Consider the following 21,138-nt stretch of genomic DNA (forward strand, 5'->3'; position numbering starts at 1 on the left):
ATCTGTTCCTAGAGTCGGGGCAACCCACCTGGAGACAGAGAAAGATGAACGCACTCGAAGGCCTGAAGGTGCTGGAGCTCGGCCAGCTCATCGCCGGCCCGTTCGCCGGCAAGACGCTCGCCGAGTTCGGCGCCGACGTGATCAAGGTCGAGCCCGCCGGCGTCGGCGATCCGCTGCGCAAGTGGCGGCTGCTGCGCGATGGCACCTCGGTGTGGTGGGAGGTGCAGTCGCGCAACAAGCGCTCGGTGTGCCTCGATCTGCGCAGCACCGAAGGGCAGGAGGCCGTGCGCGCCCTGGCGCTCGAGGCCGACGTGCTGATCGAGAACTTCAAGCCCGGCACGCTCGAAGGCTGGGGCCTGGGCTGGGAGCAGCTGCATGCGCTGAACCCGCGGCTCATCATGCTGCGCATCTCGGGCTACGGGCAGACCGGCCCCTACCGCGACAAGCCGGGCTTCGGCGTGCTCGGCGAATCGATGGGCGGGCTGCGCTACCTGAGCGGCGAACCCGGCCGGGTGCCGGTGCGCGTGGGCGTCTCGCTCGGCGACACGCTGGCTGCGCTGCATGGCGTGATCGGCGTGCTCACGGCGCTGCACCACCGCACGGCCCACGGCGGCGAGGGCCAGTTCATCGACGTGGCGCTGTACGAGTCGGTCTTCAACGTGATGGAAAGCCTGCTGCCCGAGTACGACGCCTTCGGTGCCGTGCGCGAGCGGGCCGGCAGCGCCTTGCCGGGCATCGCGCCGACCAACGCCTACCGCTGCAGCGACGGCCACTACGTGCTGGTGGCGGGCAACGGCGACAGCATCTTCCGCCGGCTGATGCGCGCCATCGACCGCACGGACCTGGAGAACGACCCCGGCCTCGTGCACAACGACGGCCGCGTGCTGCGCGTGGAAGAGATCGACGCCGCCATCGAAGCCTGGACCCTGCAGCGCAGCCGCGACGAGGTGCTGGCCGTGCTCGATGCGGCCGGCGTGCCGGTCGGGCGCATCTACACGGTGGCCGACATCGCGACCGATCCGCAGTACCTGGCGCGCGAGATGATCGTGCAGGCGCGCGGCTCCGACGGCGCGCTGCTCAAGGTGCCGGGCGTGGTGCCCAAGCTCAGTGCCACGCCAGGGCGTATCGCGCATGCAGCGCCGCTGCTGGGTGAACACACGGCGGACCTGCAGGGAGCCGGCTGGCCGGTGCGCAGCGTCGAAAGCGAGGCCGTATGAAAACCGGCAACGGCACGCGGCTGTTCATCAACGAGGTCGCCACGCGCGACGGCTTCCAGATGGAAAGCCGCTTCATTCCCAGCGACGACAAGGTCGCGCTGATCGACCGGCTGAGCACGCTCGGCTACGCCAAGATCGAGGTCACTTCGTTCACCTCGGCCCAGGCCATTCCCGCGCTGCGCGACGGCGAAGAGGTGATGCAGCGCATCGCGCGCCGAACGGGCGTGGTCTACACCGCGCTCGTGCCCAACGTGCGCGGCGCCGAGCGCGCACTGGAAAGCCGCATCGACGAGTTCAACATCGTCATGTCCGTCAGCGAGACGCACAACCTCAGCAACCTGCGGATGACGCGCGAGCAGTCCTTCGCCCAGCTGGCTGAGGTGATCGCGCTGGCGAAGCAGGCGAAGGTGCCGGTGAACGTGTCGCTCTCCTGCGTGTTCGGCTGCCCGATGGAAGGCGAGGTGCCGCTCGCAACGGTGCTCGGCTGGGCCGACCGCTTCGCGGCGCTGGGCGTGCAGGGCCTCACGCTGTGCGACACCACCGGCATGGCCTATCCCACGCAGGTGCAGGCTGTGTGCGAGGCCGTGCGTGCGCGGCATCCCGCATTGGAATGGACAGCGCATTTCCACAACACGCGCGGCATGGGCCTGGCGAACACCATCGCCGCGGTCGAGGTGGGCATCCACCGGCTCGACATGTCGCTTGGCGGCATCGGCGGCTGTCCCTATGCGCCGGGCGCGACGGGCAATGTTGCGACCGAGGACGTGGTCCACATGCTGCAGTGCATGGGCTACGACACCGGCATGGACCTCGATGGCTTGGTCGGCGCAGCGGCTGAACTCGAATCGCTCGTGCAGCACGTACTGCCCGGTCAGGTCTCGCGTGCCCGACACCGGCTGACGCGCCATGCGCCGCCGGCCGATTTCAACGCCATCGTTGAGCGCGCAAAGGCGCGTCCCATCAAGAAGGAGAACGCATGATCGACCACCTGGATCACCTGGTGCTCACGACCGCCAACGAAGAAGCCTGTGTGCGCTTCTACGTCGAGGCGCTGGGCATGACGCTGGAAACCTTCGGCGCCGGCCGCAAGGCCTTCCGCTTCGGCAACCAGAAGATCAACCTGCACGTGAAGGGCCACGAGTTCGAGCCCAAGGCCAACGTGCCCACGCCCGGTTCGCTCGACCTGTGCTTCATCGCCAGCGTGCCGCTCGAAGAAGTCGTCGCGCGGCTGCAAGCGCAGGGCGTGCCGATCCTCGAGGGCCCCGTGATGCGCACAGGCGCCACGTCGCGCATTCGCTCGGTCTACGTGCGCGACCCCGACCTGAATCTCATCGAGATTTCGGAGCTGGCGCACTGACGCGCAGCCCGAAGACAGTCCACAAAAAACCACCGGAGACAAACCCATGAACCTCGCTCACCGCCTGCTCGCGGTCGGCCTCGCGCTGGCCGCTGCTGCCTCGCACGCCGACACCTGGCCCTCGAAACCCCTGACCTTCGTGGTGCCCACGGCACCCGCGGGCTCCACCGACATCATGGCGCGGCTGGTCGCCGACCCGCTGCAGCGCGCGCTGGGCCAGCCGGTCGTGGTCGACAACAAGCCCGGCGCCAGCGGCAACATCGGCACCGAGTTCGTGGCTCGCGCCGCGCCCGACGGCTACACGCTGCTGCTGCAGTACTCGGGCTACCACGTCGGCAACCCGTCGCTGTACCCGAACCTGCGCTGGAGCCCGACCAAAGACTTCGTGCCGGTGGCGATGGTGATGCGCGCGCCGCACGTGGTCGCGGTGAGCGGCAAGCTGCCGGTGACCTCGATGAAGGAACTCATCGAGTACGGCAGGAAAAAGGAGGGCGGCCTGTTCTACGCCTCATCGGGCAACGGCTCGATCCAGCACATCGCCGGCGAGCTGCTGTCGCGCCAGACCAAGCAGCCGGCCACGCACGTGCCCTACAAGGGCTCGGGGCCGGCCATCAACGACCTGGTGGCGGGCAATGTCGACATCTTCATCACCACGCCGCCTTCGGTCATCGGCCACTTCGCGGGCGGGCGCATCAAGCCGCTGGCGTACACGGGCAGCAAGCGGCACGCGTCGATGCCGAACGTGCCGACCTCGGCCGAGGCCGGGTTGCCGGGCTACGAGGTCGAGTCGTGGTTCGCGGTGTTCGCGCCGGCGAAGACGCCGCCCGAGGTGGTGAACAAGCTCAGCGCCGAGATCAAAAAGATCGTCGAGAGCGAGGCCTTCCGCAAGAAGGTGGACGAGCAGGGCGCCTTCGCGACCTACATGGACCCGGCCACGCTGGGCAGGTTCGTCGACCAGGAACTCGCAGCCTGGTCGAAGGTGATCAAGGGCGCCGACATCAAGCCGGAGTGAAGGCCCCCGGCCAGGTTCAGGGCTTGACGCCCAGCACCGACAGGATCACCGCCGCGAGGCCGAGCGCCACGGGCACCTGGTGCCCGGCCAGCGCGCGGGCCTGGGCCACGGACAGCCTGGTTTGCTGAAGGAGGTTCTTTTCCGAATGAAGGGGTGTGGACATGGTGTCTGCTCCTGTGTGGGGCGAACGGTGTGCTCGCGTGGGTTCCACGATAGGCCTCTCAACGTGCGATGACGCATGGGTTTTGTCGACACGGCGTTTCCGTTTTCGCAACGATCCCGGGGTTCTGGCAGGGAACTTTTGCCCAGAACTCAGAATGGAGTCATGCAACGGAAAGAACGAAACACACACGGAACGGGTTTGACGATGCGCAGGGCCACCCCGGCGGATGCGGTGCCCTGGCCGCTCCTGTTCGACGCGGACGGCCCGTGCCCCGAGATCGAAAAGTACCTGCTGCGCGGCGAGCAATGGCTGGCCGAACAGGCGGGCGAGGTCGTCGGCCAGATGGTGCTCATGGCCACGCGCGTCGACACCTGGGAGATCATGAACATCGCCGTGGCCGAAGCCCACAAGGGCCAGGGCATCGGCACCGCGATGCTGAAGAAGGCGAAAGCCCTTGCCAAGCAGCGCGGCGCGCATCGGCTCGAAGTCGGCACGGGCAACAGCAGCCTGCGCGGGCTGGCCTTCTACCAACGCTTCGGCTTTCGGATCGTCGGGGTCGACGTCGACTACTTCGTGCGCCGCTGGGGCAAGGCGACGAAGCAGAACGGCATTCCGCTGCGAGACCTGGTGCGCATGGAGATGGTGCTCTAGCGCGCCCCGCACCACGACCGCACTCAGTGTGCGCAGGACACTGGGTGCTTCCCGCAGCGAAATCAAGGAGGAGGGCGAAGCCCGGGGGACATTCGCGGAGGGAAGTACCCGGTGGCCTGTGCACGCGCCCTGAAAAGAATCACCCCGCAATCAACTTCTGCACCAGCTCCGCAGTCGTCGCAGCCGCGTACTTGCGCATCAACCGCGCCCGATGCAGCTCCACCGTGCGATGGCTGATGCCCAGCGCCTTCCCGATCTCCTTCGAAGTCAGCCCGCGCATCACCTGAGCCGCCACCTCCCGCTCGCGCGGCGTGAGCTCCGCCTTCACCGCGCGGCGCGAGCCCAGGTCCTCGAAGGTCCAGATGCCGGCTTCGTGCGGCGCCGCGCGGTTCATCGCATGGCCGGTGACGTGGCACCAGAAGGTCTCGCCGGCCAGCGCGCCGTGCAGCCCGCCCAGTCGCTTCATCATGCGGTTGTCTGCATAGTGGCCGCTGGCGTTCAGAAAGGGCTCCATGCGCTTGCCGATGCGCTCGAATTCGGCCACGCTGGGGTACAGGATGCTGAACGAATGCCCGACCAATGCAGAGGGCTCCGCGCCGAAAATTTCGCACACACGCTGGTTGCAGGCGACGATGGTGCGGTTGCTCGAGACCACCATGCCGACGGGTGCATGTTCAAAAGCCAGCCGGTAATCGATCTCGGGCATCGGGGGTCACCATTACGAAATACTACGTATGCGAGTAGGTAGTATCGTTGAAGCCTTTCCCACCCACTCTCCACCACCCATCAAGGAGCCCGAGTGAACAAGATTTATCCCTCCGCAGACGCGGCACTCAAGGGGGTCGTGGCCGACGGGCAGACGCTCGCGGTCGGCGGCTTCGGCCTGTGCGGCATTCCCGAAGCGCTGATCGACGCGCTCAAGGATTCCGGCGTGCAGAACCTCACCGTCATCTCGAACAACGCGGGCGTCGACGGTTTCGGCCTTGGCAAGCTGCTCGAGACGCGCCAGATCAAGAAGATGATCGCGTCGTACGTGGGCGAGAACAAGGAGTTCGAGCGCCAGTACCTGGCCGGTGAACTGGCCCTCGAATTCACGCCTCAAGGCACGCTGGCCGAGAAGCTGCGCGCCGGCGGCGCGGGCATTCCGGCCTTCTTCACGAAGACCGGCGTGGGCACGCAAGTGGCCGAAGGCAAGGAACTGCGCGAGTTCGGCGGCGAGACCTACGTCATGGAGCACTCGCTGGTGCCCGACGTGGCGCTGGTCAAGGCCGACGTGGCCGACAAGGCCGGCAACCTGCGCTTCCGTCTCACGGCACGCAACTTCAACCCCGCCGCCGCCATGGCCGGCAAGGTCTGCATCGTCGAGGTCGAGAAGATCGTCGAAGTGGGCGAACTGGCCCCCGATGACATCCACCTGCCGGGCATCTACGTGCACCGCCTGGTGCTCAACGCCACGCCCGAAAAACGCATCGAGAAGCGCACCGTGAGCGCCTCGGTCGATGCCGCCGCCGCCAAGGTCGAGGCCCAGACCGCCATCGCCCAGGCCGCCGCCGCCGGCAGCGAATCGGCCGTGAAGGCCGTCAACAAGAAAGAAGGAGCCTGAGATGCCCTGGACCCAAGACCAGATGGCGGCCCGCGCCGCCCAAGAACTCGAAGACGGCTTCTACGTCAACCTCGGCATCGGCATTCCGACCCTGGTGGCCAACCACACCGGCACCAAGGAAGTGTGGCTGCAGAGTGAAAATGGCATGCTCGGCATCGGCCCGTTCCCGACCGAAGACAACGTCGACGCCGACCTCATCAATGCCGGCAAGCAGACCGTCACCACGCTGCCCGGCTCGGCTATCTTCGGCAGCCATGACAGCTTCGCGATGATCCGCGGCGGCAAGATCAACCTGTCGATCCTCGGTGCGATGCAGGTCAGCGCCAAGGGCGACCTCGCCAACTGGATGATCCCCGGCAAGATGGTCAAGGGCATGGGCGGCGCCATGGACCTCGTGGCTGGCGTGAAGCGCGTGATCGTGCTGATGGAACACGTGGCCAAGAAGAAGGACGGCACCGAAGACCTGAAGATCCTCGAGCAATGCTCGCTGCCGCTGACCGGCGTGGGCGTGGTCGACCGCATCATCACCGACCTGGCCGTGATGGACGTCGTGCCCGAAGGCCTCAAGGTGATCGAGCTGGCGCCGGGCGTGAGCTTCGATGCGCTGCAGGCCAAGACCGGTGCGAAGCTGATCCAGTAAGCCATCGGCACAAGGTCGCGAACGCAACGACACACAACACAGGCAGGGCCGCGCAAGCGGACCCTGCCTTTTTCATTTCCTCTTTCCCCTGAAGGGTTGACGCATGGCAACGAGTGAAGAAGTCCTGGCCGGTCTCTGGCAACTGGCGGGGTTGCCCGCCGAGGCGCTGGCTTTCGCGCGGCTCACGGGCACCGACCCGGTGCTGCCGTCGTCCTTCGCGGTCGGCCTCGCGGCGCAGGCCAGCATCGCCGCCGCCGCGCTCGCGGCCTGCGAGCTGGGACACCGGCGCGGCGTGGCGCGGCAAGAGGTCGCGGTCGACACGCTGCATGCCGCGCTCGACTGCACGGGCTGGTTCAGCCTCGACGGCCGCGTGCCCGATCTGTGGGACACCTTCTCGGGCGTGTACCGCTGCGCCGACGGCTGGGTGCGCATCCACGCCAACTTCAAACACCACCGCGAAGGCGCGCTGCGCCTCATGAAGCTGGACCCGGCCAGCGCCACGCGCGCCGACGCCGAGGCCGCGATGGCCGGCTGGCGCGCGGTCGATTTCGAATCGGCCGCCGCCGCGCAAGGCCTCGTGGTCACCGCGCTGCGCCGCTTCGATGAGTGGGACGTCACGCCGCAGGGGCAGGCGGTCGCGGCCCAGCCGCTCTTCACCATCGAGCGCATCGGCGACGCACCACCGCGCGCGCTGCCGCCGCTGCGCGATGACCAGCGCCCGCTCGAAGGCCTGCGCGTGCTCGACCTCACACGCATCCTCGCGGGGCCGGTCGGCGGCCGGGCGCTGGCGGCCTATGGCGCCGACGTGATGCTGGTCAATTCGCCCAACCTGCCGAACATCGAATCCATCGCCGACACCAGCCGCGGCAAGCTCTCGACGCACGTGGACCTGTGCACGGACGAAGGTCGCGCCGTGCTGCACGGCCTCGTCGCCGACGCGCATATCTTCGTGCAGGGCTACCGCCCCGGCGGCATCGCGGCGCTGGGCTTCGGCCCCGAGGCGCTGGCGCGCGAGCGGCCGGGCATCGTCTGCGTCTCGCTCACGGCCTATGGCACGCAGGGGCCGTGGGCCGATCGGCGCGGCTTCGATTCGCTGGTACAGACCGCCATGGGCTTCAACCATGCCGAGGGCGAAGCGGCGGGCGATGGCAAGCCACGTCCGATGCCCATGCAGATCCTCGACGAGGCCAGCGGCTACCTGATCGCCCTGGGCGCCGCCACGGCGCTGTGGCGGCAGCAGCAGGAGGGCGGCAGCTGGCATGTGCAGGTGTCGCTGGCGCAGACGGGCCAGTGGCTGCGCGGGCTGGGGCGTGTGGACGGCGGGCTGTCGATCGCGCGGGCCGATGTCGCGCCGTACGTCGAGACGTCTGCCTCGGGCTTCGGCGAACTGGCGGCTGTGCGCCACAGCGCGCAGCTGTCGCGCACGCCGGCCACCTGGCCCCGGCCGTCGATGCCGCCGGGCAGCCATCCGCCCGTGTGGCCCGCCGTTGCCGGGGAGTGAGAAACTGGGCGCATGGCCTATCTAGACATCGACAACCTCCAGAGCATTTTTCTTGACGACGAGGCGCTGCGCGCACGGCATCTGCAGCGCCAGCATTGCGGCGCCCTGAACCTCACGAGCGGCCGCATCGTGGCCTGCGACCCGCTGGTGCAGCCTGAGCGCGAGCCTTTCGCTCGCAGCGTGAGCGGGCGGGGCGCGTTTCCCGTCGAGGTGTTGCAAGGCGGCGGCCGCCATGCACTGGCCGTGCTGTGGCTGCGTGAACGCGCCGGCCTGCAGGCGGGCGAGCTGCGCTGGGAAGCAGCGCTGCTCGAAGGGCAATCGCAGGATGAACTCGGCAGCGACGAGTTCTATGGCTACCCGGTCGATGCCGGCGTCGGTTGCTTCATGGACGCCGACGGCGCCAAGGCCATGGCCGAGCGCGAGGCGCGCGAGTCCGCCACCAACCCCGAGTACGTCAGCTACTACGACGACGTGCTCGGCGCCGACCTCGCTTCGGCAGACATCGCCGACCACTACCCGCTGGGCGCGGGCAGTGCGAACAACGTGCTGATCTTCAGCGCCGGCTGGGGCGACGGCAGCTACCCGAGCTTCTGGGCGCTCGACGCCGCGGGCGAGCCCGTGGCGCTCGTGACCGACTTCATGGTCATGCAGGGCGGTGACGCGCGCGACGAGGACGACAAGCGCAGTGACGCCTACCTGGCCAGTCTCTCACCGGAGAAACTGGCAGCGCTCGAAGCGCTGGGCGCGGCGGCGGTCCAGGGCGATGCGGCGGCGATCCAGCCCCTGCTCGACGGTGGGCTCGCACAGCCCAACGAGATCATTCCTTCGCTCGGCGAGACCGCGATCATGAGCGCCATCCGCATGAACCAGCTGGATGCGCTGCGCGTGCTGCTGGCGGCGGTGCCAGGCCAACTGCCGATGCCGCCGCAGTTCTATCGCATGGACGAGGAAGAGAGCTACATCAACTACGCGCGCCGGCTCAAGAAGCCGCGCGTGGATGGGCTCATTGAGCTGCTGGAGAAGGCCGCGGCGCCGGCGGCCAAGCCTGGGTTCCTGAAGCGCCTGTTTTCCTGAGCGCGCGAGCCGGTCACCTGGCGTTCGCCGCGCTGTCGGGCAACAGCACCTGCTGTTGGGCCGTGGCCGTCGCGCGCAGGAACTCCCACACGGTCTGCATGCGCGCCAGGTGCTTCGTTTCCGCCGGCATCGACATCCAGAAGGTCCGCGTGAAGTTCGCCGCGTCCGGCAGCACCGGCTTGAGCGCGCGGTCGTCCTGCGCGATGAACGCCGGCAGCACCGCAATCCCCGCGCCCGCCGCCACCGCCCGGTGCTGCGCCAGCACGCTGGTGCTGCGCAGCGCAAAGCTGTCGGGGCGGTGCAGTTCGTCCAGGTACTGCAGCTCCTTGCTGAACAGCAGGTCGTCCACGTAGCTGATGAAGGTGTGGCCGCGCAGGTCCTCGCGCGTCTTGATGGGCTTGTGCGCGGCCAGGTACTGCTTGGATGCGTACAGGCGCAGCGTGTAATCGGTGAGCTTGGTGACCACCACCGGCCCGCGCGCCGGCCGTTCGAGCGAGATGACGATGTCGGCTTCGCGCCGCGACAGGTGCACCAGCCGCGGCATCGCGAGCAGGTCGATGGTGAGCTTCGGGTGCTGCACCGCGAACAGCGCCAGCTGCGGCGCCAGCACCACGGTGCCGAAGCCCTCGGTGGCGCCGATGCGCACCAGCCCCGACAGCCCTTCCTGCGAGGCTGGCGCGGTGCTTTCCACGGCCTGGAAGGCGCTCTCCATCGCCTCGACCTGCGGCTGCAACCGGCGGCCCGCCTCGGTGAGCCGATGGCCGCCGGCCTCGCGCGAAAAGAGGGGCGCGCCCACCTCCTTTTCGAGTGCCTGGATGCGCCGCGCGACGGTGGTGTGGTCGACCTCCAGCCGGCGCGCCGCGCTCATCAGCGTGCCCGAGCGGGCGAGTTCGAGAAAGTAGCGCAGGTTGTCCCAGTCCATGTGCGTGCGGCCTCGTGCAGGGTGGCGTGCGGTGCTTTGCATTTTTGCAAAGCGATGACGCATATTTGTCTATTGTCATGGCAAATCTGCAAAGCTAGGATGCAGGCTGCACCGGTTCGAACCGGTCCCGTATTCACAGGAGACAAACCCCCATGGACGCCACCACCACCCCCTCGACGCAGGTCGCCACCGTCAAGCTGCTGATCGGCGGCAAGTTCGTCGAATCGAAGACCACCGAATGGCGCGACGTCGTCAACCCGGCCACGCAGCAGGTGCTGGCCCGCGTGCCGTTCGCCACGCAGGCTGAACTCGACGCAGCCGTGGCCTCCGCCAAGGAAGCCTTCAAGACCTGGCGCAAGACGCCCCTGGGCGCGCGCGCCCGCATCTTCCTGAAGCTGCAGCAGCTCATCCGCGAGAACATGGGCGAGCTGGCCGCGATCCTCACGGCCGAACAGGGCAAGACGCTGCCGGACGCCGAAGGCGACGTGTTCCGCGGCCTCGAAGTGGTCGAGCACGCGTCGAACATCGGCAACCTGCAACTGGGCGAGCTGGCCAACAACGTGGCCAACGGCGTCGACACCTACACGCTGCTGCAGCCGCTGGGCGTGTGCGCCGGCATCACGCCGTTCAACTTCCCGGCCATGATCCCGCTGTGGATGTTCCCGATGGCCATCGTCACCGGCAACACCTTCGTGCTCAAGCCCTCCGAACAAGACCCGATGGTCACGATGCGCCTGTGCGAACTGGCGCTCGAAGCCGGCGTGCCGCCCGGCGTGCTGAACGTGGTGCACGGCGGCGAAGCCGTCGTCAACGGCATCTGCGACCACAAGGACATCAAGGCGATCAGCTTCGTCGGCTCGACCAAGGTCGGCACGCACGTCTACAACCGCGCCACGCTGGCCGGCAAGCGCGCCCAATGCATGATGGGCGCGAAGAACCACGCCATCGTGATGCCCGACGCCAACAAGGAGCAGACGCTCAACGCACTGGCCGGCGCGAGCTTCGGTGCCGCCGGTCAGCGCTGCATGGCCGTGTCGGTCGCGGTGCTGGTGGGCGAGGCGCGCAACTGGGTGCCCGAACTCATCGAGAAGGCCAAGACGCTGAAGATCGGCGCCGGCACTGAAAAGGGCGTGGACGTGGGCCCGCTGGTGTCGTGCGCAGCGTATGACCGCGTGAACAGCCTGATCGAACGCGGCGAAGCCGATGGCGCCAAGCTGGTGCTCGACGGCCGCAAGCCCACTGTGCCCGGCTACGAGAAGGGCAACTTCGTCGGCCCGACGATCTTCACCGGCGTGAAGCCCGGCATGACGATCTACGAACAGGAAGTGTTCGGCCCCGTGCTGTGCATCGCCGACGCCGAGACCATCGACGAAGCCATCGACCTCATCAACAGCAACCCGAACGGCAACGGCACGGCGATCTTCACGCAGTCGGGCGCCGCGGCGCGCCGCTTCCAGGAAGACATCGACGTGGGCCAGGTCGGCATCAACGTGCCGATCCCGGTGCCGGTCCCGATGTTCTCGTTCACCGGTTCGCGCGCCTCCAAGCTCGGCGACCTGGGCCCGTACGGCAAGCAGGTCATCATGTTCTACACGCAGACCAAGACCGTGACGGCACGCTGGTTCGACGACAGCACCGTGAGCCAGGGCGTCAACACCACCATCAGCCTCAAGTGAGGCAGGGGCTTCGCGTCGCAGCCTGGGCCGCCGCGGCGGCGCTTGCCCTGCTGGCCGGCGGGGCGCAGGCGGCCGGCTCCGACGAGCCGGTCGACTGCAACCCCAACGGCAACCAGCAGCAGATGAACGACTGCGCGCTGCGCGATTTCCGCGCGGCCGACGCCGAGCTCAACATCCGCTACGGCGAGGTGATGAAGACGCTCTCGCCGCAGATGCGCGTCGCGCTGCGCACCGAACAGCGGACCTGGCTCAAGGGCCGCGACCCCGGGTGCAAGCGGGCCGCGAAGGCGAACGAAGGCGGCTCGATCTGGCCGCTGGTGTTCAACGCGTGCCTGGAAAAATCGACCCGCAAACGCACCGCCGAACTGGACCTCTGGAAGGGTCGTCAACCATGAATTTCGAACTGTCCGAAGAACAGAACGCCTTTGCGCAGACCGCGCGCGATTTCGCGCAGGCCGAGTTCGCGCCGCATGCCGCGCAGTGGGACGCCGAGGCGGTCTTTCCGCGCGAGGCCATCGCCAAGGCTGGCGAGCTGGGCTTTTGCGGCCTGTACGCGCCCGAGCGCATCGGCGGCCTGGGCCTGCCGCGGCTCGACTCGGCGCTGGTGTTCGAGGAAATGGCCGCGGTCGACCCCTCGACCACGGCCTTCATCACGATCCACAACATGGCGACGTGGATGCTCGGCACCTGGGCCACCGACGCGGTGGCGCAGCAGTGGGGCGAAGACCTCACGAGCGGGCGCAAGCTGGCGTCGTACTGCCTGACCGAGCCGGGCGCGGGCTCCGACGCGGGGTCGCTGAAGACGCGCGCCGAACTGCAGGGGGCCGAGTACGTCATCAACGGCGGCAAGGCCTTCATCTCGGGCGCCGGCTCCACTGACGTGCTGGTGCTCATGGCGCGCACGGGCGGCGCGGGCGCCAGCGGCATTTCGGCCTTCGCGGTGCCGGCCGATGCGCCCGGCGTGAGCTACGGCAAGAAGGAGCACAAGATGGGCTGGAACAGCCAGCCCACGCGCACCATCAACTTCGACAACGTGCGGGTGCCCGCGCAGAACCTGCTGGGCAAGGAAGGCGAGGGCTTTCGCATCGCCATGAAGGGCCTGGACGGCGGGCGCATCAACATCGCGACCTGCTCGGTGGGCGCGGCGCAGGGCGCGCTCGACGCGGCGCGCCGCTACCTGCACGAGCGCCAGCAGTTCGGCAAGCCGATCGCGAGCTTCCAGGCGCTGCAGTTCAAGCTGGCCGACATGGCGACCGAGCTGGTCGCCGCGCGGCAGATGGTGCGGCTGGCCGCCAGCAAGCTCGACGCGGGCCACGTGGATGCGAGCACCTATTGCGCGATGGCCAAGCGCTTCGCGACCGATGCGGGCTTCAATGTCTGCAACGACGCGCTGCAACTGCACGGCGGCTACGGCTACCTGAGCGAGTTCCCGCTCGAGCGCCTGGTGCGCGACACGCGCGTGCACCAGATCCTCGAAGGCACCAACGAAATCATGCGCGTCATCGTTGCGCGAAAATTGCTGGAAGGCGACAGCGACATCCGCTGACCCCGCCGCACCCAGGACCTGAAAACAATGACCGACAACGTAGTTCTCTTCAACGAAATCAAGACCGCCGGCGGCCAGCGTTTTGCCGTGGCCACGCTCAATGCGCCGGCTTCGCTCAACGCGCTGTCCGTGGACATGGTGCGTCTGCTCACGCCCAAGCTGCGCGAATGGGCGGCCGACGCCGGCATCGTCGGCGTGCTGCTCGACGCGGCGGGCGAGAAGGCCTTCTGCGCCGGCGGCGACCTGCGCCAGCTGTACCAGACGCTGCTCGACTGCGGCCCCGAACGCAACACCTACGCCGAAGACTTCTTCCGCGAGGAGTACGAACTCGACCACCTGATCCACACCTTCCCCAAGCCCTTCCTGTGCTGGGGCCACGGCATCGTGATGGGTGGCGGCGTGGGCCTGCTGGCGGGCGCCTCGCACCGCGTGATGACGCTGCAAAGCCGCATCGCCATGCCCGAGATCAACATCGGCCTGTACCCCGACGTGGGCGGCAGCTGGTTCCTGCGCCGCACGCCGGGCCGCACGGGCCTGTTCCTGGCGCTCACGGCCGCCAACATCAATGCGCACGACACCATCTTCTGCGGCCTGGCCGACGTACTGGTGCCGCAGGAGCGCAAGGCCGACGTGCTCGCGGCCATCGCGTCCACGCAGTGGGCCGGTGGCGACGCCAAGGCCGACCGCGCCACGCTGTCGCGCATCCTGGCCCAGGCGGGCGAGGGTGCCGAAATGCCCGCGTCGAAGGTGCGTGAGCACTACGACACCATCAACGCGCTGATGGCCGGCGACGACCTGCTCGACATCGCCAGGCGCCTGCGCAACGTGCAAAGCGACGACGCCTGGCTGCAGACCGCTTCGAAGACCTTCACCAAGGGCGCGCCGAGCTCCATCGCGCTGAGCTTCGAGCTCTGGCAGCGCGTGCCGCGCATGTCGCTGGCCGAGGTGTTCCGCCTCGAGTACTGGGCCTCGCTGGGCTTCTGCGCGAACAAGGATTTCGCCGAAGGCATCCGCGCCGTGCTGGTCGACAAGGACCGCAACCCGCGCTGGAACCCTGCCACGCTCGAAGAGATCACGCCGGCCTTCGTCGACGATCACCTGCGTCCGCGCGGCGAGATGCCGGCGGAACTGGCCTCGCTGACCTGACCGGCCCCATTCCCTGCACAGAACAACGGAGACAAGACACATGAAGATCGCATTCATCGGCCTGGGCAACATGGGCGGCCCGATGGCCCTGAACCTGCACAAGGCAGGCCACACGCTCAGCGCCTTCGACCTCTCGGCCGAAGCCTGCAAGAAGTTCGCTGCCGAAGGCCTGCCCATCGCCAAGTCGGCGGCCGAGACCGTGGCCGGCGCCGAGGTGGTGATCAGCATGCTGCCCGCCAGCGCGCACGTCGAGGGCCTGTTCCTCGGCGGCGCCGGCAAGCCCGGCCTGCTCGACAGCATCCAGGCCGGCACGCTCGTGATCGACAGCAGCACCATCGCCGCCGCCACCTCGCGCAAGGTGGCCGAGGCCGCCGCCGCCAAGGGCGTCGCGATGATCGATGCGCCCGTGTCGGGTGGCACCGGCGGCGCCATTGCCGGCACGCTGACCTTCATGGTCGGCGGCGACACCAAAGACCTGGAGCGTGCGCGCCCGGTGCTCGAGAAGATGGGCGCCAACATCTTCCACGCTGGCGCAGCCGGTGCGGGCCAGACCGCCAAGATCTGCAACAACATGCTGCTCGGCATCCTGATGATCGGCACCTCGGAAGCGCTCGCGCTGGGCGTGGCCAACGGGCTCGACCCGAAGGTGCTGTCCGAAATCATGCGCCGCAGCTCGGGCGGCAACTGGGCGCTCGAGAAGTACAACCCCGTGCCCGGCGTGATGGAAGCCGCGCCGGCCTCGAAGAACTACGCCGGTGGCTTCGGCACCGACCTGATGCTCAAGGACCTGGGCCTGGCGCAGGAAAACGCCACCGCCGTGCGCGCGGCCACGCCGCTGGGCGGCCTGGCGCGCAGCCTGTACGCGGCGCACAGCCTCGCGGGCCACGGCGCACTCGATTTCTCGAGCGTGCTGAAGCTGGTTCAGAAGGCCGGCTGAACGGCGCGCCGGCCGCGCCGCGCCATCGCGAGCAGCAGGCCGGCCGCCACAAGGTTGGCGCCGATCGCCACGAGGATCGGCAGCAGGTAGCTGCGCGTGAGGTCGAAGGCGAAGCCCGCGGCGCTCGGCCCGATCAGCGTGCCGATGGCCACGCTGGTGTACAGGATGCCGATGATCGCGCCGATGTGGCGCCCGCCGAACCAGTCCATCACCAGCGCGGGCAGCAGCGCCACGAAGCCGCCGTAGAACACGCCGTAGGCGAAGGCGAACAGGGCCAGCCCCCAGAACCCGCCCGACACGGCCCACACCACCAGCGACAACGCCATGCCCGCCGACATCAGCGGCAGCGCATGGTCGCGGCCCATGCGGTCGGCCAGCCCGCCCAGGAAGAAGCGGCCCGCCGTGCTGCCCACGCCGATCGCGCCGAGCAGCAGCACCGCCGACGACGCGGCCACGCCGTGGTCGAGCGCGTAGGGCACCAGGTGCACGAAGGGCACGAACAAACCGAACGAGCTGATGAGGCAGGCCGCGTACAGCCCCGCGAAACGGCCTGAGCCCACGGCCTCGCGCACCGAGGCGCCGGGCGGCAGCGCGGTGGCGGCCTGCGCCTGCGGTGGCTCGCCATCGGGCCCGAGGCCGCGTGCGCGCGGGTCGTTCTCGACCAGCAACGCCATGCCCACGCCGACCACGGCGGCGAGCACGCCGAGCGCCAGGTAGGCGTCGCGCCAGCCCAGCGTGTCGATGAGCCACGAGGCCAGCGGTGGCATCGCCAGCGTGCCCACGCCGATGCCGCTCACGGCGAGCCCTGAGGCGAAGCCGCGCTGGCGCACGAACCAGCGCTGCACCGCGCCCAGCACAGGCACGTACGAGGCGCCCACGCCGAGGCCGACACCAAGCCCATACGCCCAGAAGATCTGCGTCAGGCTGCGCGCCTGCCCCGCGAGCACCAGCCCGAGGCCGACCAGCACCATGCCCGCGACCGCGAGCCGCCGCGCGCCCCAGCGGTCGGCGAGCGGGCCGCTGAACACGCCGAGCCCGAAGTACAGGAAGCCCGCGAGCGAGAACACCAGCGACACCTCGCCGCGCGAGGCGCCGAAGTCGCGCTGCAGCGCATCGAGGAACGCGCTGAAGGTGTAGGCGCAGCCGAAGCCCACGAACATGACGGCGAAGGCGCCGGCGACCACGAGCCAGCCGTGGAAGAAGCGGGGGCGTGGAATGGCAGGGGCGTCGAGTGTCTTCGGAGGGGTCATGGGGCGGTCCGTGGTGGTGGTCGATCTTCAGGCCGTGCACCACCACGCACTGGCCGGATTCGGACGTGATCCTCCCGCCATCGGGCTCACAGGGTTCACAGCAATTCGATCCCCGGCAGGCTCTTGAAGCAGCTCTCGCGCGTGACGCGCACGAAGTCGTCCAGCCAGGGCCGCGCCGACGTCGCCTGCGTGCAGGCCATGTACAGCCGCCCCGTCAGGCCCCGGGCGCCCACGCGGCGCGCCGTGACGTAGCCGCGGTCGAGGTAATTCTGCACCGCCCACAGCGGCAGCGTGGCCACGCCGCGCCCGCTGGCCACCAGCTGCAGCATCGCCACCGTGAGCTCGGTCGTGCGCCGGTGCGCGGGCTCGACGCCGGCGGGCGCCAGCACCTGGCGCACGATGTCGAGCATCTCGTCGGGCACGGGGTAGGTGATGAGCGTCTGGTCGGCGAAGTGCCGGGCCGTGAGGTGCGCCTTGGCCGTCAGCGCATGGTCGTTGGCCAGCAGCGCGACGATCTCGAAGCGGAACAGTGCGTGGTAGTCGACCGTTTCGTCGGGGTCCTGCTCGGAGACGATCGCCACCTCGGCGCGGTTCTGCATCACGAGCGCGATCGGGTCGGGGTGGAAGCCCGAGACGATGTCGAGTTCGATCTCGGGCCAGCGCTGGCGAAAGGCGTCCATGGCGGGCATCAGCCAGTCGAAGCAGGTGTGGCACTCGACCACGATGCGCAGCTGGCCGCTGCGCCCCAGCGCCAGCCGCGCCACGTCGCGCTCGGCCTCTTCGACGAGCGGCAGCGCGGTGTCGGCCAGCTGCAGCAGCCGCAGCCCCGTGGTGCTGAACTGCGGCGGCACCGACTTGCGCTCGAAGAGCTGGGCGCCGTAGCGCTCTTCGAGCAGCTTGATCTGGTGCGACAGCGCCGACTGCGTGAGGTTGAGCAGCTGCGCCGCGCGCACCAGGCTGCCGGTGTCGCGCAACGCGGCCAGCGTGCGCAGGTGACGGATCTCGAGGATGGACTGCATCATGAAAATGATTCAAGCGAACGGGCAAAAGGTTTCGTTTGAATCATATGCGCCAAACGCCGACCATCACCGGTTTCCAAGACCAGCGACCGGATTACCTGCAATGACCACCCGTACCCACATCCTCGGCTTTCCGCGCATGGGCGCCCACCGGGAACTCAAGTTCGCCCTCGAGAAGCACTGGCGCGGCGAAACCGGCCACGCCGCGCTCGAAGCCGTCGGCGAGGCGCTGCGCGCGCGCCACTGGCAGGCGCAGCGCGACGCGGGGCTCGACTTCGTGACCGTGGGCGACTTCGCCTTCTACGACCACGTGGCCAACCACATCCAGCTGCTGGGCTGCGAGCCGGCGCGCTTCGGCTTCAGCGGCGACGAGCCCGAGCTGTCGCGCTACTTCAAGATGGCGCGCGGCGTGGAAGACGAAGCGGGCCACGTGCACGACGACGGCTGCACCCACGGCGCCGAAGGCACCTTCGCGCTCGAGATGACCAAGTGGTTCGACACCAACTACCACTACCTCGTGCCCGAGTTCGATGCGGCCACGCAGTTCAGGCTGGCATCGACGCGCCTGTTCGACGAGGTCGCGCAGGCGCAGCAGGCCGGCCACGCGGTCAAGGCCGTGCTGCTCGGGCCGCTGAGCTTCCTGTACCTGGGCAAGGAAAAGGCGGCGGGCTTCGACCGCTTCTCGCTGCTCGAATCGCTGCTGCCCGTGTACGAGCAGGTGCTCGGCCGGCTCAAGCAGCAGGGCGTGGAGTGGGTGCAGATCGACGAACCGATCCTCGGCCTCGACCTGCCCGAAGCCTGGCGCAACGCCTTCGAACGCGTGTACTGGCAGATCGCTCGCAATGCGCCGAAGCTGCTGCTGGCGAGCTACTTCTCGCCGCTGTCCGAGAACCTGCGCCTGGCCTGCCAGCTGCCCGTGGCGGGCCTGCACGTCGATGCCGTGCGCGCACCGCAGGAACTGACCGGCGTGGCCGACTGGCTGCCGGCGCACAAGGTACTGTCGGTCGGCGTGGTCGACGGCCGCAACATCTGGCGCACCGATGTCGATGTGGCGCTGGGCAAGCTCAGGCCCGTGGCCGAGAAGCACCAGGGCGAGCTGTGGATCGCGCCGTCGTGCTCGCTGCTGCATGTGCCGTTCAGCCTCGCGGCCGAGACGAAGCTCGACACCGAACTGAAGTCATGGCTCGCCTTCGCCATCGAGAAGCTCCATGAGTTGCGCGTGCTGCGTGCCGCCGTCGAGGGCAACGAAGCCTCGGTGGCCGCCGATCTCACAGCCGCCCGTGCCGCCGTGGCCGCGCGCCGCGCCAGCCCGCGCGTGCACCGCGCCGACGTGGCGCTGCGCCTGGCACGCAGCGTGGCCGGCGACGACCGCCGCGCGTCCGCTTTCCCGCAGCGCCAGCAGCTGCAGCGCACGCGCTTCGCATTGCCCGCGCTGCCGACCACCACCATCGGCTCGTTCCCGCAGACCGCCGAGATCCGCGCGGCCCGCGCCGCCTTCAAGCGCGGCGAGCTCGATGCGGCGGGCTACCGCGAGAAGATGCGCGCCGAGATCGCACTGGCCGTGCGCAAGCAGGAAGCCCTGGGCATCGACGTGCTGGTGCATGGCGAGGCCGAGCGCAACGACATGGTCGAGTACTTCGGCGAGCAGCTCGACGGCTTTGCCTTCACGGCCAACGGCTGGGTGCAGTCGTACGGCTCGCGCTGCGTGAAGCCGCCGGTGATCTTCGGCGACGTGGCGCGTCCGGCGCCGATGACGGTCGAATGGACCGCGTACGCGCAGAGCCTCACCAAGTTGCCGATGAAAGGCATGCTGACCGGCCCCGTGACGATCCTGCAGTGGTCCTTCGTGCGCGACGACCAGCCGCGCGCCACCACTTGTGAGCAGATCGCGTGGGCGATCCGCGACGAGGTGAACGACCTCGAGGGCGCGGGCATCGGCATCATCCAGATCGACGAACCCGCCATCCGCGAAGGCCTGCCGCTGCGCCGCGCGGGCTGGCCGGCCTACCTGAAGGCGGCCACGCGCGCCTTCCGCATCAGCGCCTCGGGCGTGCGCGACCAGACGCAGATCCACACCCACATGTGCTATTCGGAGTTCAACGACATCCTGCCGGAGATCGCCGCGATGGATGCCGACGTGATCACCATCGAGACCAGCCGCTCGGACATGGAGCTGCTGCGCGGCTTCGGCGGGGAGGGCGGCTTTCGCTATCCGAACGAGATCGGCCCCGGCGTGTACGACATCCACTCGCCGCGCGTGCCCTCGGTCGACGAGATCGTGCGCCTCATGCGCAAGGCCGCGCAGGTGGTGCCGGGCGAGAACCTCTGGATCAACCCCGACTGCGGCCTCAAGACCCGCGGCTGGCCCGAGACCGAGGCGGCGCTGTCGAACATGGTGGCGGCCGCGAAGCTGCTGCGCGGGGAGCTGGCGCAGGCCTGATGAAGGGCGCGGGATCGCGGCGTGCCAATAATGCGGGATGTCCTTGCTGTCCCGCCTGTCGCCGTCCCGTTGCCTCTTGTTGCTGTCGTTGCTCCTTGTCCCCTTGACGGGGTGGACGCAGGACCGCGCGCAGGCCTTGCTCCAGTTCGAGGGCGTGCAGGCGCGCTACCAGAACGCCTACGGCCCCGGTGCCGTGTCGCGCGGTGCGCGCGAGCTGCTGGAGCCGCCCGACCTGGCCATGGCCGACAAGGCCCTGCAGTCGCTCGACGTGGCGGCCGGTCGTGCCTTCGACGTGAACGCCTCGGTGGCCGCGATCCGCCAGGACGTGGCGGCGGCCGGGCAGGGCGCCGCTGCGCCGGCGCCCCCCGTGCTGGAAGCCGTGGCGCGCCTGGCGAAGCTGCGCGCCGACTACGCCGCGATGGACGAGCCCGGCAAGGTGACCTTCTTCCATCAACAGCACGCGCGGCCGGCCGACCCGGCGCGCGTCGAACTGCTGTCGCGCATGACGGTGGCCGAGGCGCGCGAGATCGATTTCTCGAGCCAGCTGCTCATGAGCGCGGTGGTCAAGCAGCTGGCGCGCGGCAATGCCGGGCAGTTCAGTTCGCTGCCCGACCGCACGCTCGACACCGCGCTCGACTCGCTCTGGTCGCGCGGCGTCACCTCGCCGCGCCCGCGCAACCTGATGACCGTGGCGCGCGAGTTCGAAAAGCTGGTCACGCAGGCGCTGCTGCTGGCGCTGCCCGACGCCGACGTGGCCGCCTTGCTCGCCTGGCGCAACGAACCGCAGGCCGCCGCCGAGCGCGAGGCGCTGCTGGGCAGCTACCGTGCCGAGGTCAAGGGCAGTGGCGCGGTCGCGATCCGCACGCTGGTGCGCAGCTGGGGGCGGCCCTGAGACTTGACGAAAGCGCGCCAAAGTTTGCAAACTCGGGGGCATTTGTACGAAAAAGTTTCACGCGAACCCCGCATGTCGGAAAGTTCCCCGTG

The 21,138-nt window shown here is 68.8% G+C and carries 21 protein-coding genes; 16 read left to right on the forward strand and 5 right to left on the reverse strand.

Features of this window, described 5'->3' with window-relative positions:
• Positions 1–44 precede the first annotated feature (44 nt).
• Genes AC07OX_RS25605 through AC07OX_RS25620 form a run of 4 tightly spaced genes read left to right on the forward strand, consistent with a single transcriptional unit; the run spans position 45 to position 3,586 of the window.
• Positions 45–1,217: a CaiB/BaiF CoA transferase family protein gene (locus AC07OX_RS25605; protein WP_495262162.1), complete on the forward strand. Its 1,173-nt coding sequence runs from the start codon at positions 45–47 to the stop codon at positions 1,215–1,217.
• A complete protein-coding gene (locus AC07OX_RS25610; protein WP_495262161.1) occupies positions 1,214–2,197 on the forward strand; it encodes a hydroxymethylglutaryl-CoA lyase in 984 nt (327 codons plus the stop codon). The genes AC07OX_RS25605 and AC07OX_RS25610 overlap by 4 nt, the downstream gene beginning before the upstream one ends.
• A complete protein-coding gene (locus tag AC07OX_RS25615) occupies positions 2,194–2,574 on the forward strand; it encodes a VOC family protein (protein ID WP_495262160.1) in 381 nt (126 codons plus the stop codon). Before AC07OX_RS25610 ends, AC07OX_RS25615 begins: the two co-directional genes overlap by 4 nt.
• Positions 2,575–2,620: 46 nt before the next feature.
• Positions 2,621–3,586, forward strand: a complete 966-nt coding sequence (locus AC07OX_RS25620) for a Bug family tripartite tricarboxylate transporter substrate binding protein (protein WP_495262159.1) — start codon at positions 2,621–2,623, stop codon at positions 3,584–3,586.
• A 16-nt stretch (positions 3,587–3,602) separates the two neighbouring features.
• Here the strand turns inward: AC07OX_RS25620 and AC07OX_RS25625 are convergent, their stop codons facing one another.
• A complete protein-coding gene (locus AC07OX_RS25625; protein ID WP_167395007.1) occupies positions 3,603–3,749 on the reverse strand; it encodes a hypothetical protein in 147 nt (48 codons plus the stop codon).
• Between the two features lie 204 nt (positions 3,750–3,953).
• Between AC07OX_RS25625 and AC07OX_RS25630 the strand changes: the two genes are divergently transcribed.
• Positions 3,954–4,400, forward strand: coding sequence for a GNAT family N-acetyltransferase (locus tag AC07OX_RS25630; protein ID WP_495262158.1), 447 nt, complete (start codon positions 3,954–3,956; stop codon positions 4,398–4,400).
• Between the two features lie 139 nt (positions 4,401–4,539).
• Here AC07OX_RS25630 and AC07OX_RS25635 read toward each other — a convergent pair whose 3' ends face one another.
• Complete coding sequence (locus AC07OX_RS25635) at positions 4,540–5,106, reverse strand: LuxR C-terminal-related transcriptional regulator (protein WP_062476432.1); 567 nt, start codon at positions 5,104–5,106, stop codon at positions 4,540–4,542.
• A 93-nt stretch (positions 5,107–5,199) separates the two neighbouring features.
• Between AC07OX_RS25635 and AC07OX_RS25640 the strand changes: the two genes are divergently transcribed.
• The 4 genes from AC07OX_RS25640 to AC07OX_RS25655 all read left to right on the forward strand — a co-directional run bounded on the left by AC07OX_RS25640 (position 5,200) and on the right by AC07OX_RS25655 (position 9,218).
• Positions 5,200–6,003: a CoA transferase subunit A gene (locus AC07OX_RS25640; RefSeq protein WP_062476435.1), complete on the forward strand. Its 804-nt coding sequence runs from the start codon at positions 5,200–5,202 to the stop codon at positions 6,001–6,003.
• A gap of 1 nt (position 6,004) precedes the next feature.
• Positions 6,005–6,643 carry a 3-oxoacid CoA-transferase subunit B gene (locus tag AC07OX_RS25645; protein ID WP_056573812.1) on the forward strand — a complete coding sequence of 213 codons (639 nt, stop codon included), beginning with the start codon at positions 6,005–6,007 and terminating at the stop codon, positions 6,641–6,643.
• Between the two features lie 103 nt (positions 6,644–6,746).
• Positions 6,747–8,144 (forward strand): CoA transferase, encoded by a 1,398-nt coding sequence (locus tag AC07OX_RS25650; protein WP_495262157.1) that lies wholly within the window; start codon positions 6,747–6,749, stop codon positions 8,142–8,144.
• 12 nt (positions 8,145–8,156) lie between these two features.
• The gene (locus tag AC07OX_RS25655) at positions 8,157–9,218 is read left to right on the forward strand and encodes a DUF4241 domain-containing protein (protein WP_495262156.1); all 1,062 of its coding nucleotides are present in this window, start codon (positions 8,157–8,159) and stop codon (positions 9,216–9,218) included.
• 13 nt (positions 9,219–9,231) lie between these two features.
• Here the strand turns inward: AC07OX_RS25655 and AC07OX_RS25660 are convergent, their stop codons facing one another.
• Positions 9,232–10,140 carry a LysR family transcriptional regulator gene (locus tag AC07OX_RS25660; protein WP_062476442.1) on the reverse strand — a complete coding sequence of 303 codons (909 nt, stop codon included), beginning with the start codon at positions 10,138–10,140 and terminating at the stop codon, positions 9,232–9,234.
• A gap of 152 nt (positions 10,141–10,292) precedes the next feature.
• On the opposite strand from AC07OX_RS25660, the gene AC07OX_RS25665 reads away from it, so the two are divergent.
• From AC07OX_RS25665 to mmsB, 5 genes are read left to right on the forward strand one after another with little or no spacing between them, the layout of a single operon-like run.
• On the forward strand, positions 10,293–11,816 hold the full coding sequence (locus AC07OX_RS25665; RefSeq protein WP_070059334.1) for a CoA-acylating methylmalonate-semialdehyde dehydrogenase: 1,524 nt from the start codon (positions 10,293–10,295) through the stop codon (positions 11,814–11,816).
• Positions 11,813–12,211: a lysozyme inhibitor LprI family protein gene (locus AC07OX_RS25670; RefSeq protein WP_070059333.1), complete on the forward strand. Its 399-nt coding sequence runs from the start codon at positions 11,813–11,815 to the stop codon at positions 12,209–12,211. The genes AC07OX_RS25665 and AC07OX_RS25670 overlap by 4 nt, the downstream gene beginning before the upstream one ends.
• Positions 12,208–13,362, forward strand: a complete 1,155-nt coding sequence (locus AC07OX_RS25675) for an acyl-CoA dehydrogenase family protein (RefSeq protein WP_369647469.1) — start codon at positions 12,208–12,210, stop codon at positions 13,360–13,362. Before AC07OX_RS25670 ends, AC07OX_RS25675 begins: the two co-directional genes overlap by 4 nt.
• A gap of 27 nt (positions 13,363–13,389) precedes the next feature.
• Complete coding sequence (locus AC07OX_RS25680; RefSeq protein ID WP_495262155.1) at positions 13,390–14,508, forward strand: enoyl-CoA hydratase/isomerase family protein; 1,119 nt, start codon at positions 13,390–13,392, stop codon at positions 14,506–14,508.
• A gap of 40 nt (positions 14,509–14,548) precedes the next feature.
• The gene (mmsB, locus tag AC07OX_RS25685) at positions 14,549–15,445 is read left to right on the forward strand and encodes a 3-hydroxyisobutyrate dehydrogenase (protein WP_070059330.1); all 897 of its coding nucleotides are present in this window, start codon (positions 14,549–14,551) and stop codon (positions 15,443–15,445) included.
• Here mmsB and AC07OX_RS25690 read toward each other — a convergent pair.
• Both AC07OX_RS25690 and AC07OX_RS25695 read right to left on the reverse strand, forming a co-directional pair.
• Entirely contained in the window at positions 15,430–16,695 is a 1,266-nt protein-coding gene (locus AC07OX_RS25690) for an MFS transporter (protein ID WP_495262154.1), read from the reverse strand. The genes mmsB and AC07OX_RS25690 overlap by 16 nt on opposite strands.
• Positions 16,696–16,790: 95 nt before the next feature.
• Positions 16,791–17,717, reverse strand: a complete 927-nt coding sequence (locus AC07OX_RS25695) for a LysR family transcriptional regulator (protein ID WP_139706387.1) — start codon at positions 17,715–17,717, stop codon at positions 16,791–16,793.
• Between the two features lie 100 nt (positions 17,718–17,817).
• On the opposite strand from AC07OX_RS25695, the gene metE reads away from it, so the two are divergent.
• Together metE and AC07OX_RS25705 are read left to right on the forward strand one after the other, a co-directional pair.
• The gene (metE, locus tag AC07OX_RS25700; protein ID WP_495262153.1) at positions 17,818–20,154 is read left to right on the forward strand and encodes a 5-methyltetrahydropteroyltriglutamate--homocysteine S-methyltransferase; all 2,337 of its coding nucleotides are present in this window, start codon (positions 17,818–17,820) and stop codon (positions 20,152–20,154) included.
• Between the two features lie 37 nt (positions 20,155–20,191).
• Positions 20,192–21,046, forward strand: coding sequence for a hypothetical protein (locus tag AC07OX_RS25705; RefSeq protein WP_495306674.1), 855 nt, complete (start codon positions 20,192–20,194; stop codon positions 21,044–21,046).
• The last annotated feature ends 92 nt before the right edge of the window (positions 21,047–21,138 follow it).

The sequence above is a fragment of the Variovorax sp. GW821-FHT09D07 genome (assembly GCF_059416345.1).

Coding starts and splice junctions, on each gene's coding strand:
- AC07OX_RS25605 (WP_495262162.1), top strand. CDS start 45: ATGAACGCACTCGAAGGCCTGAAGGTGCTGGAGCTCGGCCAGCTCATC.
- AC07OX_RS25610 (WP_495262161.1), top strand. CDS start 1,214: ATGAAAACCGGCAACGGCACGCGGCTGTTCATCAACGAGGTCGCCACG.
- AC07OX_RS25615 (WP_495262160.1), top strand. CDS start 2,194: ATGATCGACCACCTGGATCACCTGGTGCTCACGACCGCCAACGAAGAA.
- AC07OX_RS25620 (WP_495262159.1), top strand. CDS start 2,621: ATGAACCTCGCTCACCGCCTGCTCGCGGTCGGCCTCGCGCTGGCCGCT.
- AC07OX_RS25625 (WP_167395007.1), bottom strand. CDS start 3,749: ATGTCCACACCCCTTCATTCGGAAAAGAACCTCCTTCAGCAAACCAGG.
- AC07OX_RS25630 (WP_495262158.1), top strand. CDS start 3,954: ATGCGCAGGGCCACCCCGGCGGATGCGGTGCCCTGGCCGCTCCTGTTC.
- AC07OX_RS25635 (WP_062476432.1), bottom strand. CDS start 5,106: ATGCCCGAGATCGATTACCGGCTGGCTTTTGAACATGCACCCGTCGGC.
- AC07OX_RS25645 (WP_056573812.1), top strand. CDS start 6,005: ATGCCCTGGACCCAAGACCAGATGGCGGCCCGCGCCGCCCAAGAACTC.
- AC07OX_RS25650 (WP_495262157.1), top strand. CDS start 6,747: ATGGCAACGAGTGAAGAAGTCCTGGCCGGTCTCTGGCAACTGGCGGGG.
- AC07OX_RS25655 (WP_495262156.1), top strand. CDS start 8,157: ATGGCCTATCTAGACATCGACAACCTCCAGAGCATTTTTCTTGACGAC.
- AC07OX_RS25660 (WP_062476442.1), bottom strand. CDS start 10,140: ATGGACTGGGACAACCTGCGCTACTTTCTCGAACTCGCCCGCTCGGGC.
- AC07OX_RS25665 (WP_070059334.1), top strand. CDS start 10,293: ATGGACGCCACCACCACCCCCTCGACGCAGGTCGCCACCGTCAAGCTG.
- AC07OX_RS25675 (WP_369647469.1), top strand. CDS start 12,208: ATGAATTTCGAACTGTCCGAAGAACAGAACGCCTTTGCGCAGACCGCG.
- AC07OX_RS25680 (WP_495262155.1), top strand. CDS start 13,390: ATGACCGACAACGTAGTTCTCTTCAACGAAATCAAGACCGCCGGCGGC.
- mmsB (WP_070059330.1), top strand. CDS start 14,549: ATGAAGATCGCATTCATCGGCCTGGGCAACATGGGCGGCCCGATGGCC.
- AC07OX_RS25690 (WP_495262154.1), bottom strand. CDS start 16,695: ATGACCCCTCCGAAGACACTCGACGCCCCTGCCATTCCACGCCCCCGC.
- AC07OX_RS25695 (WP_139706387.1), bottom strand. CDS start 17,717: ATGATGCAGTCCATCCTCGAGATCCGTCACCTGCGCACGCTGGCCGCG.
- metE (WP_495262153.1), top strand. CDS start 17,818: ATGACCACCCGTACCCACATCCTCGGCTTTCCGCGCATGGGCGCCCAC.
- AC07OX_RS25705 (WP_495306674.1), top strand. CDS start 20,192: ATGTCCTTGCTGTCCCGCCTGTCGCCGTCCCGTTGCCTCTTGTTGCTG.